The following is a 13,333-nucleotide window of genomic DNA, read 5'->3' on the forward strand; positions in this document are numbered from 1 at the left end:
CGCCCGTGCTCAGGAAGAGCTTATACCAGTTCGATCGCCATCGCCGTCGCTTCGCCGCCGCCGATGCACAGGGCCGCCACGCCGCGCTTGCCGCCGGTTTTTTTCAAGGCGCCCAGCAGGGTGACGATGATGCGCGCGCCCGAGGCGCCGATCGGGTGGCCCAGCGCGCACGCGCCGCCGTGGATGTTGATCTTGCTGTGCGGAATGTCGAGGTCGTGCATGGCGGCCATCGGTACGGCCGCGAATGCTTCATTGATCTCGAACAAGTCGACATTGCTGCTGCTCCAGCCCGTTTTGGCGTACAGCTTTTTCACCGCGCCGATGGGGGCCGTGGTGAATTCGTTCGGCGCCTGCGCATGCGTGGCGTGGCCGTGGATTTTCGCGATGACGGTGCAACCGAGCTTTTTCGCCGTCGATTCGCGCATCAGCACCAGGGCGGCCGCGCCATCGTTGATCGACGAAGACGAGGCGGCCGTGATGGTACCGTCTTTCTTGAACGCCGCCTTCAAGGTCGGGATTTTTTCCAGGCGGGCCTTTTGCGGGCCTTCATCGATGCTGACGACGGTGTCGCCGCCACGGCCGGACACGGTCACGGGCACGATTTCCCATTCGAAACTGCCATCCTTGGTTGCCGCTTGCGCGCGTTTGACGGATTCGATGGCAAACGCATCCTGCGCTTCGCGCGTGAACTGGTACTGGCTGGCGCACTCTTCTGCAAACGTGCCCATCGAGCGGGCATTGCCCTTTTCATCGCGGCTGTAGGCGTCTTCCAGGCCATCCATCATCATGTGGTCATAGATCATGCCGTGGCCGATGCGGTAGCCGCCGCGCGCCTTCGGCACCAGATAAGGGGCGTTGGTCATCGATTCCATGCCGCCCGCCACCACCACATCGGCGCTGCCGGCGAGCAAGGTGTCGTGCGCGAACATGGTCGTCTGCATGGCCGAGCCGCACATTTTCGACAGGGTCACGGCGCCCGTGGAATCGGGCAGGCCAGCCTTGCGCAAGGCTTGGCGCGCGGGCGCCTGGCCCTGGCCAGCCATCAGGCAATTGCCGAAAAACACGTGTTCCACGGCATCCGGCGCCACGCCGGCCCGTTCCACGGCGGCGCGGATGGCCACGGCGCCCAGGTCGCTGGCGGTGACGTTGGCAAAGTCGCCCTGGAAGGCGCCCATGGGGGTGCGCGCGGCACCGACGATTACGACTGGATCATTCATGTTGGATCTCCGGTTAAGGGTGGGGATGGTGACTGCATACAAAAACGCAGGTGCTGCGGATAAGGGAAGACGTCCTCGATATGGCCGTCTTCGATGCGCTGCTTGCGCGCCTGCCAATATTGCGCCGTCAGCAGGTCGGCATGGTGCTGCATGAAATAGGTGCGGATGCGGGGATTGCCCAGCAGGAAGGTGCCAAATTGTTCGGGAAACACATCGTGTTTGCCGATGGGATACCACGGTTCGGCCGACATTTCTTCCTCCTCCGTGCGCGCTTCAGGGATGACGCGGAACTGGCAATCGGTGATGTACTCGATTTCATCGTAATCGTAAAAAACGACACGCTGATGACGGGTCACGCCAAAGTTTTTATACAGCATGTCGCCCGGGAAAATATTTGCCGCTACCAACTCCTTGATGGCGTTGCCGTACTCGACGATGGCGTGTTCGACCAGGTCATCGCGGCCTTCTTTCTCGGCATTGCTCAGCCACATGTTCAGCGGCACCATGCGCCGCTCGATGTACAGGTGGCGGATGATGATCTGCTCGTGGTCTTCCTCGATCAGCGAGGGGGCGAACTGTTTCAGCTCGGCCAGCAATTCCTCGGCAAAACGGGCGCGGGGAAAGGCCACGTTGGAATACTCGAGCGTGTCGGCCATACGGCCCACCCTGTCGTGGTGTTTCACCAGCAAATACTTTTGCTGGACTTGCGCGCGCGTCGTTTCCTTGGGCGGCGGGAAGAAATCCTTGATGACCTTGAAGACATACGGAAACGACGGCAGGGCAAACACCAGCATCACCAGGCCGCGGATGCCGGGCGCGCTCTCAAAGTGGTCCGACGAGTGTTTCAAATGCTGCAGGTAGTCGCGGTAAAACAGCGTCTTGCCCTGTTTTTGCAGGCCCAGTATCGTATAAATTTCGCTGCGCGGTTTGCGCGGCAGCAAGCTGCGCAGGAATTGCACATAGGCCGATGGCACTTCCATATCGACCAGGAAATAGGCACGCGTAAACGAAAACAGCACGGCGATCTGCTGGTGCTCGAACAGCACCGTGTCGAGCACCAGCTTGCCGTGGCGGTTGTGCAGGATCGGCACGACAAACGGGTATTCGCGGTTGCCGTTGATGCCCTTGCCGACCAGGTAGGCGCCCTTGTTGCGATAAAACAAGCTGGTCAGGACCTGGATCTGGTGGTTCGGCTCCAGCCGGTCGCCGCCAAACAATTGCTGCAACCGCGCTTCCACCTGGGCCACATCACGCTCCAGGTTGGCAAATGCGCAGCCCAACTGGAAGTCCGTCACCATGCGCGTCAGGGTGTGGCGCAAGCCATCCTGGCCGGGGTAATACACGCGGTAGGTGGGGGCCGGGTCTTGCGTTTCGATGTATTCCGTGGACACGACGGGCCGCACGAAAATATAGTCGTTATTGAAATACGTGCGGTGCAGGATGTTGCAGCAGACGGAATTGAAGAAGGTTTCCGCCAGTTCCGGCTGCTTGTGTTCCGTCAACATGCCGATGTAGTGCAGCTTGAGTTCGCGCCACACTTCGTCGCTCAACTCCGACTCTTCGTACTCGTCTTCGAGCATCTGCACGCATTCCTGCACGCGCTTGTCATAAAAGTCGATGCGTTCGCGGGCCGCCGTCTGCGCCGCAGCCCAGGCGCCCTGCTCGAAATACTGCTTGGCGTGCTGGCTGGTTTCGCGGAACAAACGGTAATGCTTGTCGAAGCCGTCGCGGATGGTGCGCGCGATATCGAATGCAATCTGGGAAGAGAGCAATTTGGGGAAGGCAATGTGCGTCATATCTGTGCTCGCATGAATAGCTCATCACCCAGTCGATAATCGCGCGCCCGTACTTACTTGGTTTCCGCAAACAGTTCGCGGCCTATCAGCATGCGGCGGATTTCGCTGGTCCCGGCGCCGATTTCATACAGCTTGGCATCGCGCCACAGGCGGCCGGCCGGATACTCATTGATGTAGCCGTTGCCGCCCAGGGCCTGGATCGCTTCGCCTGCCATCCACGTCGCCTTCTCCGCACTATACAGAATGGCGCCGGCCGCATCCTTGCGCAGCTGGCGCACGGCTTCCGGCGTGGTGGCGCGGTCGCAAGCCTGGCCCACCGCATACACATAGGCCTTGCACGCCATCATGGTCGAATACATATCGGCCAGTTTGCCCTGCATCAATTGGAATTCGCCGATGGGCTGGCCGAATTGCTTGCGGTCATGCACGTAAGGCACGACCAGGTCCATGCACGCCTGCATGATGCCCAGCGGGCCGCCGGACAGCACGGTGCGCTCGAAGTCGAGGCCCGACATCAGCACGTTGACGCCCTTGCCCAAGCCGCCCAGCACGTTTTCGGCCGGTACTTCGCAATCCTGGAATACCAGTTCGCCCGTGTGCGAGCCGCGCATGCCCAGCTTGTCGAGCTTTTGCGCGATGGAAAAACCCTTGAAATTCTTTTCGATCAGGAAAGCCGTCATGCCGCGCGGACCCGCTTCCAGGTCGTTTTTCGCGTACACCACCAGCACGTCCGCGTCGGGGCCGTTGGTGATCCACATCTTGGTGCCGTTCAAGACCCAGCGGTCGCCCTTGAAGTCGGCGCGCAGCTTCATGCTGACGACGTCCGAGCCCGCATTCGGTTCCGACATGGCCAGGGCGCCGATGTGCTCGCCCGTGATCAGTTTCGGCAGGTATTTGGCTTTTTGCTCGGCCGTGCCGTTGCGCTTGATCTGATTGACGCACAGGTTCGAGTGGGCGCCATAGGACAGGCCGACGGAGGCCGAGGCGCGCGAGATCTCTTCCATGGCGATGATGTGCGCCAGGTAGCCCATGCCGGCGCCGCCGTATTCTTCGCTGACGGTGATGCCGAGCAAGCCCATGTCGCCCATCTTGCGCCACAGGTCCATGGGGAACTGGTCCGTGCGGTCGATTTCGGCCGCGCGCGGCGCGATTTCGGCGGCGGCAAATTGTTGGATCGCTTCGCGCAGGGAGGCGATGTCGTCGCCGTGGTCAAAGGTCAAGCCTGGGAGATGGAGCATGTCGTCCTCGTCGTCGTTATAAGTGTGGCGGTCATGGATGCCGGGTCAGTGAAGCTATGATACTCAGTTGTGACGTTTACGTAAACGTAAAGCGATACGCGTAAAGCGCTGCGCGGCAAGCGCCGCCGCATGGATACCTAGTTTGTTTGCGCCTTATCAAGGCTCAAGTCCGCCAGCATGCGCGCGCAAGCGTCTTCATGCGCGCTGATTTCCGCCAGCGCCATTTCGATATCGATGCGCTGCTGCTCCAGCGTCTGCCGGTGCTGCGCCAGCACACCCAGGAAACGGTCCATCTGCGCGCGCGTATCCTTCGGCGACTCGTACATGTCGACCAGGCTCTTGATTTCCGACAACGCCAGGCCCAGGCGCTTGCCGCGCAGGGTCAGTTTCAAGCGGGTGCGGTCGCGCGGCGTATAGACGCGGCTGCGGCCGCCGGCGCCTTCGCGTTTCGGGCTGAGCAAGCCCTGGTCTTCATAGAAACGGATGGCGCGCGCCGTGATGTCGAATTCCCGCGCCAGTTCGGTAATGGTATAGGTCGTCATTGCTGCGGGCGGTGTCGGTTGCATGGGTGGTCGGTCGCTGGATGGGTGCTGCAGGGTAATGGGTGGCAAAGTGCCGTTTACGTCAACGTCAATACTATTGTAGCGTGCCCTGCCCGTGCTGCAACAAAGAAAGGCGTGAATGGGGGGATTTGGCGAATAAGGCAACAATTACTGAAAATAAATTGATTCTTCTTGCGCAAACGCGCTTAAGATCGAGAGTTGGTGGCCAAGATGACACCAAAAAGAGCTTTCCTGGCATAACAGCGACATTCTTTTCGCTGCGATGGCAGTAAAATTTTCAGGCACAGATTCTTTCCAGCCGGCACGATCAAAAAACAACGTTTCACTATGAGTACGTCGTTCATATCGTTTCCATTTTGGAAACAAAATGGCCCTTCTGAAAACTTTGTCTACAAGAAATTGTATGACATGGGCATTGCGTGTATCGGTAGAGAAGGGCATTATCCGATACCGTACGTTGTAATGCCAAACCGAGGCTTTGAATCGTGCTGCAGTGCGAAAATCAAGGCTAGCCGCGAATTTGACCCGAAGCCACGCAGAATCGCAAGAGAAAATTTGGCCCACTTTTTCACCTGAAAAGCCCGGCTGGAGTGTTAATTGTTAATTTATACTCTTTTCAAATGTAACAATCTGTATGGTCATTCAAGAAACTGACTTTCATGTTACAACATGAAATAGTACACCTATGAATTCTTCTAACGAACGCGAAAGCTTCAGCCAGCGACTTCAGTTGGCTCTCAAAAACGCCCATTATTCTCCAGACAGCCCGACCAGACTGGCCCGGGAATTCAATATCCGTTTCGACGGGCGCCCGATTACCGTGCATGCAGCTAGGAAATGGTTAGTAGGTGAAGCAATTCCGACGCAAGAGAAATTGCGCATGATTGCCCAATGGTTGGGCGTTCCAGCGGAATGGTTGCGTTTTGGTGGTCCGGAAAGCGCCACGCCGAATGGCGAAGCGGGCAGCGCTTTGTCGCGTTTTGAGTCCGCCGATGTGAAATTAATTGCCGATTTGCAAAGATTAGATGAACATCATCGTCAAATCGCGCGAGAATTTATTCGCATGCTGGTCAGAGTCAACTACCAAAAGTAAGCATTCAGGCCATCCCCGGCCGGCGCCGTCCGCCTTTCGCTGACGGTGCTCTCCCTGTCCTTTTATTTGCGCAACGTCATACTGGAGACATGATTTTGCCGCACAATAAGACCTCGCATGTTGCGCTGCAGCGGAATTATTTAACAATAATCCCGCTCGCGGCGGCGCAGCGGCCAATACCAGCGCATAATCACATCAGAAGCAGCCAGTTCATCCACTACGGAGCCGAGCATTTGAGCCGTCTTATGAAAAGTAACTACAGCAATACCGCGCAGCTGAAGGACTTGATGACCGTGCCCCCCATGACTGCCGCGCAACATGCGGAAGTGATGCGCAAACGGATCGCCCACCGCAGGATGGTTGAAGAAGCCAGGGATTTGAAGCAGGCAAGTGCTACGCAATTCGAAAAACGCTAGTGGTGGATGCCTGACCAAAGCTACTGCGCGTCGGCATAGCTAGCCTGCGATGCTCACCGTACTAGAGTACGGTTGCGCTTCTCGACTAGCTCTTCCTTCCGCTCGCTACGCTTTTGTCAGGCATCGTGATGCCAGTTAATTCGTGACGCCAACTAGAGGATAGGGGTGTCGCCAGCGGACTTCAAGCCATTCCACCGCGGTGCCAGGCTGTGCTCGATGCCCAGCAGGTCGATGACGCGCGCCACCGTATGGTCGACCATTTCCGCAATGCTCTGCGGGTGGTGATAAAAGCTCGGCAAGGGCGGGAAGATGATGCCGCCCATTTCGGTCACGGCTGTCATATTGCGCAGGTGCGCCAGGTTGAACGGCGTTTCGCGCACCATCAGGATCAGGCGGCGGCGCTCCTTGAGCACCACATCGGCTGCCCGCGTGATCAAATTATCCGACAAGCCATGCGCCACGGCCGCCAGGGTCTTCATCGAGCACGGTGCGATGACCATGCCATCCGATTGAAACGAGCCGCTGGCGATGCTTGCGCCGATGTCGCGCAGCTTGTGCACCACGTGCGCTTGCGCTTCGATTTCCTTGCGCCCCACGCCTGTTTCCTGGTGCAGGGTTAGTACGGCCGCATCGGACAAGACCAGATGCGTCTCGACGCCAGGGATGGCGCCGAGCAATTGCAGCAGCCGCAAGCCATACACGGCGCCCGTGGCGCCCGTGATGGCCACGACGATACGGCGCGGCCGCGCAAGCTGGCTATCAGGCATCCAGCAGGGACTTCAGTTCGCCCGATTCAAACATTTCATTCATGATATCGGAACCACCGATGAACTCGCCTTTGACATACAGCTGCGGAATGGTAGGCCAGTTCGAGTAATCCTTGATGCCTTGGCGTACTTCCGGGTCATCCAGCACGTTGACGGTGGCGATGTTTTCCACGCCGCATGCTTTCAGGATCTGGATGGCGCGGCCGGAAAAGCCGCACTGCGGGAACTGGGCCGTGCCCTTCATGAACAGCACGACTGGCGTGCTCGTCACGGTTTCTTTGATCCAGGTTTGTACGTCGCTCATAGCTGCCTCTGATGGGTAAATAAATAGATGCCGTCATTTTATAAGAAAACGCCGGCACGGGTATGCGCTCAAGTCATAAATCGGGCAAGTCAGCCACGTTGAGGCTTATAAGGTCTTGCCCAGGCACACCGATTGTGCCGCGCCCACGTATTTACCCCAGGCAATGACGGGCGCATAGCCGTGTTTGGCATAAAACGCCACCGCGCGGCCATTTGCCACGCGGGTGGACAGGTGCAGGGCATGGTAGTGATGCTGGCGCGCCTGCGCCTCTACATGGGCCAGCAGGGCCGCGCCCACGCCGGCGGCGCCAGGGCGCGCATACATGCGCTTGAGCTCGCCTATGGTGCTGTCCGCCTCGCCCAGCGGCCGCAGGGCGGCACAGCCTAGCAGTTCTCCAGCGCCATCGCGCGCCAAGTAAAAGCCGCCGCGCAAGGTTGCCGCTTCGACATCGAAGGAGGAACGGCCGCTGTCGCCATTGATGCGCAGCAGCGTATCCGACAATTCATCGAGCAGCAGCTGCGCCTCCATGCTGGCGGCGTCCACCGCCAGGATGACGAAATCATGCCCGGCGGCCATGGACTTAACCGCGCAGCTTGGCGAACGCGGCGGCCATGCTGCCGGCCGGCTCGGGCGCGTTGCGCGACTGCGACTGATGCTGCGCCATGCTGCGGCGGTCGTTGCGGTCGCCCTTTTGCTCGGGCTTGCTGCCCGCTTGCGGCGCGCTGTCCGTCAGGCGCATGGTCAGCGCGATGCGCTTGCGCTTTTCATCGACTTCCAGCACTTTTACGCGGACGACTTGTCCCGCCTTGACCACCGTGTGCGGATCTTTCACGAACGTGTTCGACAGGGCCGAGATGTGTACGAGGCCATCCTGGTGCACGCCGATATCGACAAAGGCGCCAAAGGCGGCCACGTTGGTGACCACGCCCTCGAGGATCATGTCCGGGCGCAAGTCGCGGATTTCTTCCACGCCTTCCTTGAAGGTGGCGGTGGTGAACTCCGGACGCGGGTCGCGGCCCGGCTTTTCCAGTTCCTTCAGGATGTCGGAAATGGTCGGCACGCCGAAGGTTTCATCCGCGTACTTTGCCGGACTCAAGGTTTTCAGCAGCGCCGTTTCGCCGATGACAGCCTTGATATCCTTCTTGATATCGGCCAGGATCTTTTCCACCAGCGGGTACGATTCCGGGTGGACGGCCGAGGCGTCCAGCGGATTGTCGCCGCCCATCACGCGCAAGAAGCCGGCGGCCTGTTCGAACGTTTTATCGCCCAGGCGCGGCACGGCTTTCAAGGCGGCGCGCGAGGTGAACGCGCCCTTCATGTCGCGGTAGGTGACGATGCTTTGCGCCACGCTGGCCGACAGGCCGGAGACGCGCGCCAGCAGCGGCGCCGACGCCGTGTTCACGTCCACGCCCACGGCATTCACGCAATCTTCCACCACGGCATCGAGCGAGCGGGCCAGCTGGCTTTGGCTCACGTCATGCTGGTACTGGCCCACGCCGATCGATTTCGGGTCGATCTTGACCAGTTCGGCCAGCGGGTCTTGCAGGCGGCGCGCAATCGACACGGCGCCGCGCAGGGACACATCCATGTCTGGCAACTCTTTCGAGGCGAATTCGGACGCGGAATACACCGAAGCGCCCGCTTCCGAGACGACGATCTTCGTCATCTTCGCTTCCGGATGCTGCTTGATCAAATCCTGCGCCAGCTTGTCGGTCTCGCGCGAGGCCGTGCCGTTGCCGATGGAAATCAGGGACACATTGTGCTTGGCGGCCAGGCGGCCCAGCGTATGCAGCGAGCCATCCCAGTCGTTCTTCGGCTGGTGCGGATAGATCACGGCCGTGTCGACCACTTTACCGGTGGCATCGACGACCGCCACTTTCACGCCCGTGCGCAAGCCAGGATCGAGGCCCATGGTGGCGCGCTGGCCGGCCGGCGCGGCCAGCAGCAGCGCTTTCAGATTGGTGGCGAACACGTTGATGGCGTCGAGTTCCGAGCGTTCGCGCAGGGCGCCCATCAGTTCCGTTTCCAGGTGCATGAAGCTTTTCACGCGCCAGGTCCAGCGCGCCGTGTCGGCCAGCCATTTGTCGGCCGGACGGCCTTGTTGCTTGATGCCGAAGCGGGCGGCGATGCGGCCTTCGCACGGATTGTGCGGCGCATCCCATTTCGGTTTTTCCGCTTCCGTATCCAGGCGCAGGGTGACGTCGAGGATGCCTTCGCGGCGGCCGCGCAGCAGGGCCAGCGCGCGGTGCGATGGGACCGTGGAAATGGTTTCCGAGTAATCGAAATAATCGGCGAATTTTTCGCCTTCGTCCTGCTTGCCTTCCACCACTTTCGATTCGACGATGCCATGTTCCTGCACGTATTCGCGCAAGGTTTGCAGCAACGTTGCGTCTTCGGCAAAGCGCTCCATCAAAATCTGGCGCGCGCCGTCGAGGGCCGCCTTGGTATCCGCCACGCCCGGGTTGTTACCGTCGGCACTCGTAAACGCGTCGCGCAGGAACTTGCCCGCTTCCATTTCCGGCGTCAGTTCCGGATTGTCCAGCAAGCCGTCGGCCAGCGGCATCAAGCCCGCTTCAATGGCGATCTGCGCCTTCGTGCGGCGCTTCTGCTTGTAGGGCAGATACAGGTCTTCCAGGCGCGTCTTGTCTTCCGCGTGCATGACGGCGTCGAGCAATTCGGGCGTCATCTTGTTCTGTTCCGTGATCGAGGCCACGATGGCGGCGCGCCGCTCTTCCAGCTCGCGCAGGTAGCGCAAGCGCTCTTCGAGCAGGCGCAGCTGGATATCGTCGAGGCCGCCGGTCGCTTCCTTACGGTAACGGGCGATGAAGGGCACGGTGGCGCCTTCGTCGAGCAGTTCGATGGCGGCGGCAACCTGCACCGGTTTGGCGGCAAGTTCAAGGGCAAGACGTTGTTCGATAGTGGGCAGCATGGTTGTTTCCAGAGCGATCAAGCCTGGAATGATACGCAATCGGCGCGATTGCGCAATCTTGACAGCGCAAATGGACTGTGCGTTGACAACAGCGTCAGCGGGCCGGCAGCAGCGGGCTGGCGGGCGCGGGAGCTGGCGGCCTCTGCGGCGTGACGGATTTGCCAAAGGCATTGCCCATGCGGTGTTCGAGGGCGGCGCGGTTGTACAGCCCCAGCTGGTTCGACGGACGCTGCACGGCCGCTTCCGCACCGGACAGGGCGGGCGGCTGACGCTTTATTTCGTTGCTATTCGGCAATAATTTTTCATTCAAGCATGACATCGATTGCGCGCGCTGGCCATTGACTTCCACTTCCACGCAGCCCTTTTGCGGCGCGGCGGCCTTGACGACGACGGTGTGTTCGTCCGCCTGTGCGGACAGGGCGGCGCAGGCCAGCAGTAACAGCAAGAACAGGCGTGCCATGGCGGCTCCCGGAGCGGTGGATCAGGCGTTCAGCATAGCAAGTTCATATGTCGCGGTGATGACACAGGCCGGGATGCGGGCTGGCGCCATGTCATGCAGTTGTCATTTTATGAAGCTACCATCTTGCCATTCTGCAGACAACATTGCAGTCAAGACACTTCATGAGCAGGCTTTCTCGTTGATTTCCCTGGAAAATGACACAAACCTACCGCCGCGCCGCAAAGGGCAATGCCCTGTCCGCCTGCTTGCTGATGACATTGATGACATTCATGACATTCGTGCGACCGGCTGCGGGTGCGGACGGTGCTGATGCCGCCGCGCACGCTACCCTGCACTTCGACTTGCCCGCCCAGCCGCTCGATGCGGCGCTGGTGGCGTTTGGCGAAGTGACCGGGTATTCCGTGCTCGTCAGCAGCCAGCTGGCGGCCGGTCGCGTGGCAGCGGCCGTGCGCGGCGACTACACGCCGGCCGAAGCGCTGCAGCGCCTGCTGGCCGGCACGCAGCTGGGCGCGCGCTTCAGCGGCAGCAACGCGTTTACCTTGCTGGCGCTGGCGGACGCCCCCGTGGCGCCGGCGCCCGTGTCGGCCGAGGCCGTTCCCGCCGCGCCTCCGTTGCAAGGCTATGCGGCCGTTCTGCAGCGTTCGCTCACGCGGGCCCTGTGCCGCTTGCATCCGGACGCGTTTGGCCGCTACCGCCTGGCTTTCCAGCTGTGGCTCGACGAGCGGGGCAAGGTGCGCGCCGTACATGTGCTGGAACCGAGCGGCGTGGAACAGCGCGACCGCGCCGTGCTGCAGCGCCTGCGCAGCCTGCTGATCGATGGCGCGCCACCGGCGGGCTTGCCGCAGCCGCTGACGATTTTACTGACGCCGCGGCCCGACCCAGGCGCCGATTGCGCGCCCTACCTCCTGTCCGGGGTGTCCTGACCATGCCGGATTTGCTGAAAGCCACCTTGCGCAAGCTGTTCCTGGAACGCTATGGACAGTTTCGCCGCCATTTGCAACGCCGCCTGGGCTCGGAAGACCTGGCCAATGACGCGCTGCATGAAACGTATTTGCGGGTGGAACGGATGAACGCGCCCGAGGCGATCAGCTATCCATCCGCCTACCTGATGCGCATCGCCATCAACATTGCGGAAGATCAACGCCGCGACAATGCGCGCCTGCTCAGCCTGCCGGATATCGACGACCTGTACGAGATGGCCGATGAGTTGGCCGACCCGGCCCGCACCTTCAGCGCGCGCGCCGAGCTCGAGGAACTGGAACGGGCCTTGCAGGAGCTGCCGAAACGCCGGCGCGCCATCGTCATCGCCGCCCGCGTCGACCAGTTGCCGCACCGCGACATTGCCGAGCGCTTCGGCATTTCCGCCCGCACGGTGGAGAAGGAATTGCGCGCCGGCCTGGAACATTGCTGCGAACGCATGGGACGCGATTTCATCCAGCGCTTCGGTCCCGGGGCGGGAAAAACGTCTAAACATCATGACTGAACAAGCGGAAGACGACATGGGTGTCATCGAACAGGAAGCGCAGGCGTGGGTGGTGCGCCTGGCCTCGGGCCAGGTCAGCGAGCGCGACGCGCAAGTGTTTCGCCACTGGTGTGCGCGCAGCCGCAAGCATGCCAACGCGTTTGCCGAGGCGCGCGCCGTGTGGGGCGCCATGGCGCCGGCCGCGCGCGCCGTCAAGCGGGCGCAGGCGCCCGTGAACGTGGCGCGGCGCGCCTGGCTCGGCGGCGCCGTCGCCGCCTCACTGGGCTTGCTGGTGCTGCGCCCGCCCACGGACCTGTGGCCGGCCGTGGCGGGCCTCGCTGCCGACTACGCCACCGGTACGGGCGAGCAGCGCGAAGTGGCGCTCGATGGCGGTGTGCTGGTGCAGATGAATACGCAGACGCGCCTCGATGCGGCGCCGCTGCAGGATGGCGCCGCGTCGCTGGTGCTGCTGGCGGGCGAGGCGGAATTCCAGGCCGGCTTGCGCGGCGCGGCGAGGGTGCGCGTGCAGGCGGGCGATGGCACGGTGTCGGCCGGCAGCGCGCGCTTCAATATCCGCTTGTTTGGCCAGGAAGTGTGCGTGACCTGCCTGGCGGGCCGCCTGCGCGTGGCGCAGGCCGGCAACGATGCGGAGCTGGCGGCCGGGCAGCAGCTGCGCTACCGGCCCGAGCATTTCGGCATCGCGCGCGCGGTGGCGAAGAGCGATGTCAGCGCGTGGCGCCAGCGCCTGCTGGTCTTCAAGCAAAGCACCCTGGCCGAGGTGGTGGACGAGGTGAACCGCTACCGTCCCGGCAAGCTGATCCTCAATGGCGAGGCCTTGAAACACACGCGCGTGCAAGCGAGTTTTTCGCTCGACCGCCTCGACGATGTGATCGCCCTGATCCAGGATGCGTATGGCGCGCGCGTGACGCGGCTGCCGGGAGGCATCGTGCTGTTTGGCTAGCGATGCAGGCCGATGGCATCTCGCCAATTATGACATTTTCATGACCTTTTGCAGTCCCGGACCTTGTTCCCTGTCAATGCTGCTGGAAGCCGCGAATCAGTGCCTGCCGCCCGCCCCGTGCGTGCCG

The 13,333-nt window shown here is 61.4% G+C and carries 14 protein-coding genes; 5 read left to right on the top strand and 9 right to left on the bottom strand.

Annotated features, from left to right (window positions below):
• Positions 1-20: 20 nt before the first annotated feature.
• From CSQ91_RS26795 to CSQ91_RS26810, 4 genes are all read right to left on the bottom strand, one after another.
• Positions 21-1,217 (bottom strand): acetyl-CoA C-acyltransferase, encoded by a 1,197-nt coding sequence (locus tag CSQ91_RS26795; protein ID WP_070221734.1) that lies wholly within the window; start codon positions 1,215-1,217, stop codon positions 21-23.
• Complete coding sequence (gene aceK / locus CSQ91_RS26800; RefSeq protein ID WP_099390103.1) at positions 1,214-3,013, bottom strand: bifunctional isocitrate dehydrogenase kinase/phosphatase; 1,800 nt, start codon at positions 3,011-3,013, stop codon at positions 1,214-1,216. The genes CSQ91_RS26795 and aceK overlap by 4 nt, the downstream gene beginning before the upstream one ends.
• 53 nt (positions 3,014-3,066) lie before the next feature.
• Positions 3,067-4,251, bottom strand: a complete 1,185-nt coding sequence (locus tag CSQ91_RS26805) for an isovaleryl-CoA dehydrogenase (protein ID WP_070260712.1) — start codon at positions 4,249-4,251, stop codon at positions 3,067-3,069.
• A 137-nt stretch (positions 4,252-4,388) separates the two neighbouring features.
• Positions 4,389-4,793 (bottom strand): MerR family transcriptional regulator, encoded by a 405-nt coding sequence (locus CSQ91_RS26810; RefSeq protein ID WP_034780980.1) that lies wholly within the window; start codon positions 4,791-4,793, stop codon positions 4,389-4,391.
• A gap of 706 nt (positions 4,794-5,499) precedes the next feature.
• Between CSQ91_RS26810 and CSQ91_RS26815 the strand changes: the two genes are divergently transcribed.
• Positions 5,500-5,907 carry a hypothetical protein gene (locus CSQ91_RS26815; protein WP_034753756.1) on the top strand — a complete coding sequence of 136 codons (408 nt, stop codon included), beginning with the start codon at positions 5,500-5,502 and terminating at the stop codon, positions 5,905-5,907.
• An 89-nt stretch (positions 5,908-5,996) separates the two neighbouring features.
• On the top strand, positions 5,997-6,323 hold the full coding sequence (locus tag CSQ91_RS26820; protein WP_034780978.1) for a hypothetical protein: 327 nt from the start codon (positions 5,997-5,999) through the stop codon (positions 6,321-6,323).
• Positions 6,324-6,475: 152 nt separating this feature from the next.
• Here CSQ91_RS26820 and CSQ91_RS26825 read toward each other — a convergent pair whose 3' ends face one another.
• From CSQ91_RS26825 to CSQ91_RS26845, 5 genes are all read right to left on the bottom strand, one after another.
• Entirely contained in the window at positions 6,476-7,090 is a 615-nt protein-coding gene (locus CSQ91_RS26825) for a UbiX family flavin prenyltransferase (RefSeq protein WP_070280171.1), read from the bottom strand.
• The gene (gene grxD, locus CSQ91_RS26830; protein WP_010402157.1) at positions 7,083-7,394 is read right to left on the bottom strand and encodes a Grx4 family monothiol glutaredoxin; all 312 of its coding nucleotides are present in this window, start codon (positions 7,392-7,394) and stop codon (positions 7,083-7,085) included. The genes CSQ91_RS26825 and grxD overlap by 8 nt, the downstream gene beginning before the upstream one ends.
• A gap of 105 nt (positions 7,395-7,499) precedes the next feature.
• Positions 7,500-7,970 carry a GNAT family N-acetyltransferase gene (locus tag CSQ91_RS26835; protein ID WP_070280170.1) on the bottom strand — a complete coding sequence of 157 codons (471 nt, stop codon included), beginning with the start codon at positions 7,968-7,970 and terminating at the stop codon, positions 7,500-7,502.
• A gap of 4 nt (positions 7,971-7,974) precedes the next feature.
• Positions 7,975-10,323, bottom strand: a complete 2,349-nt coding sequence (locus tag CSQ91_RS26840; protein WP_034780972.1) for a Tex family protein — start codon at positions 10,321-10,323, stop codon at positions 7,975-7,977.
• 94 nt (positions 10,324-10,417) lie between these two features.
• A complete protein-coding gene (locus CSQ91_RS26845) occupies positions 10,418-10,783 on the bottom strand; it encodes a hypothetical protein (RefSeq protein WP_099390104.1) in 366 nt (121 codons plus the stop codon).
• A 194-nt stretch (positions 10,784-10,977) separates the two neighbouring features.
• Between CSQ91_RS26845 and CSQ91_RS26850 the strand changes: the two genes are divergently transcribed.
• Genes CSQ91_RS26850 through CSQ91_RS26860 form a run of 3 tightly spaced genes read left to right on the top strand, consistent with a single transcriptional unit; the run spans position 10,978 to position 13,206 of the window.
• Positions 10,978-11,706, top strand: a complete 729-nt coding sequence (locus tag CSQ91_RS26850; protein ID WP_099390105.1) for a secretin and TonB N-terminal domain-containing protein — start codon at positions 10,978-10,980, stop codon at positions 11,704-11,706.
• A 2-nt stretch (positions 11,707-11,708) separates the two neighbouring features.
• Positions 11,709-12,266, top strand: coding sequence for an RNA polymerase sigma factor (locus tag CSQ91_RS26855; protein ID WP_070260704.1), 558 nt, complete (start codon positions 11,709-11,711; stop codon positions 12,264-12,266).
• A complete protein-coding gene (locus CSQ91_RS26860) occupies positions 12,259-13,206 on the top strand; it encodes a FecR family protein (protein WP_099390106.1) in 948 nt (315 codons plus the stop codon). The genes CSQ91_RS26855 and CSQ91_RS26860 overlap by 8 nt, the downstream gene beginning before the upstream one ends.
• Positions 13,207-13,333: the final 127 nt, after the last annotated feature.

This window comes from Janthinobacterium sp. BJB301 (genome assembly GCF_002735685.1).
Lineage (GTDB): Bacteria > Pseudomonadota > Gammaproteobacteria > Burkholderiales > Burkholderiaceae_D > Janthinobacterium > Janthinobacterium lividum.

Bases quoted from the DNA above. Each gene is read 5' to 3' on its own strand.
- CSQ91_RS26825 (WP_070280171.1), bottom strand. From the start codon at position 7,090: ATGCCTGATAGCCAGCTTGCGCGGCCGCGCCGTATCGTCGTGGCCATC.
- CSQ91_RS26805 (WP_070260712.1), bottom strand. From the start codon at position 4,251: ATGCTCCATCTCCCAGGCTTGACCTTTGACCACGGCGACGACATCGCC.
- CSQ91_RS26860 (WP_099390106.1), top strand. From the start codon at position 12,259: ATGACTGAACAAGCGGAAGACGACATGGGTGTCATCGAACAGGAAGCG.
- CSQ91_RS26820 (WP_034780978.1), top strand. From the start codon at position 5,997: ATGATTTTGCCGCACAATAAGACCTCGCATGTTGCGCTGCAGCGGAAT.
- CSQ91_RS26835 (WP_070280170.1), bottom strand. From the start codon at position 7,970: ATGGCCGCCGGGCATGATTTCGTCATCCTGGCGGTGGACGCCGCCAGC.
- CSQ91_RS26850 (WP_099390105.1), top strand. From the start codon at position 10,978: ATGACACAAACCTACCGCCGCGCCGCAAAGGGCAATGCCCTGTCCGCC.
- CSQ91_RS26845 (WP_099390104.1), bottom strand. From the start codon at position 10,783: ATGGCACGCCTGTTCTTGCTGTTACTGCTGGCCTGCGCCGCCCTGTCC.
- CSQ91_RS26815 (WP_034753756.1), top strand. From the start codon at position 5,500: ATGAATTCTTCTAACGAACGCGAAAGCTTCAGCCAGCGACTTCAGTTG.
- CSQ91_RS26810 (WP_034780980.1), bottom strand. From the start codon at position 4,793: ATGACGACCTATACCATTACCGAACTGGCGCGGGAATTCGACATCACG.
- grxD (WP_010402157.1), bottom strand. From the start codon at position 7,394: ATGAGCGACGTACAAACCTGGATCAAAGAAACCGTGACGAGCACGCCA.
- CSQ91_RS26855 (WP_070260704.1), top strand. From the start codon at position 11,709: ATGCCGGATTTGCTGAAAGCCACCTTGCGCAAGCTGTTCCTGGAACGC.
- aceK (WP_099390103.1), bottom strand. From the start codon at position 3,013: ATGACGCACATTGCCTTCCCCAAATTGCTCTCTTCCCAGATTGCATTC.
- CSQ91_RS26795 (WP_070221734.1), bottom strand. From the start codon at position 1,217: ATGAATGATCCAGTCGTAATCGTCGGTGCCGCGCGCACCCCCATGGGC.
- CSQ91_RS26840 (WP_034780972.1), bottom strand. From the start codon at position 10,323: ATGCTGCCCACTATCGAACAACGTCTTGCCCTTGAACTTGCCGCCAAA.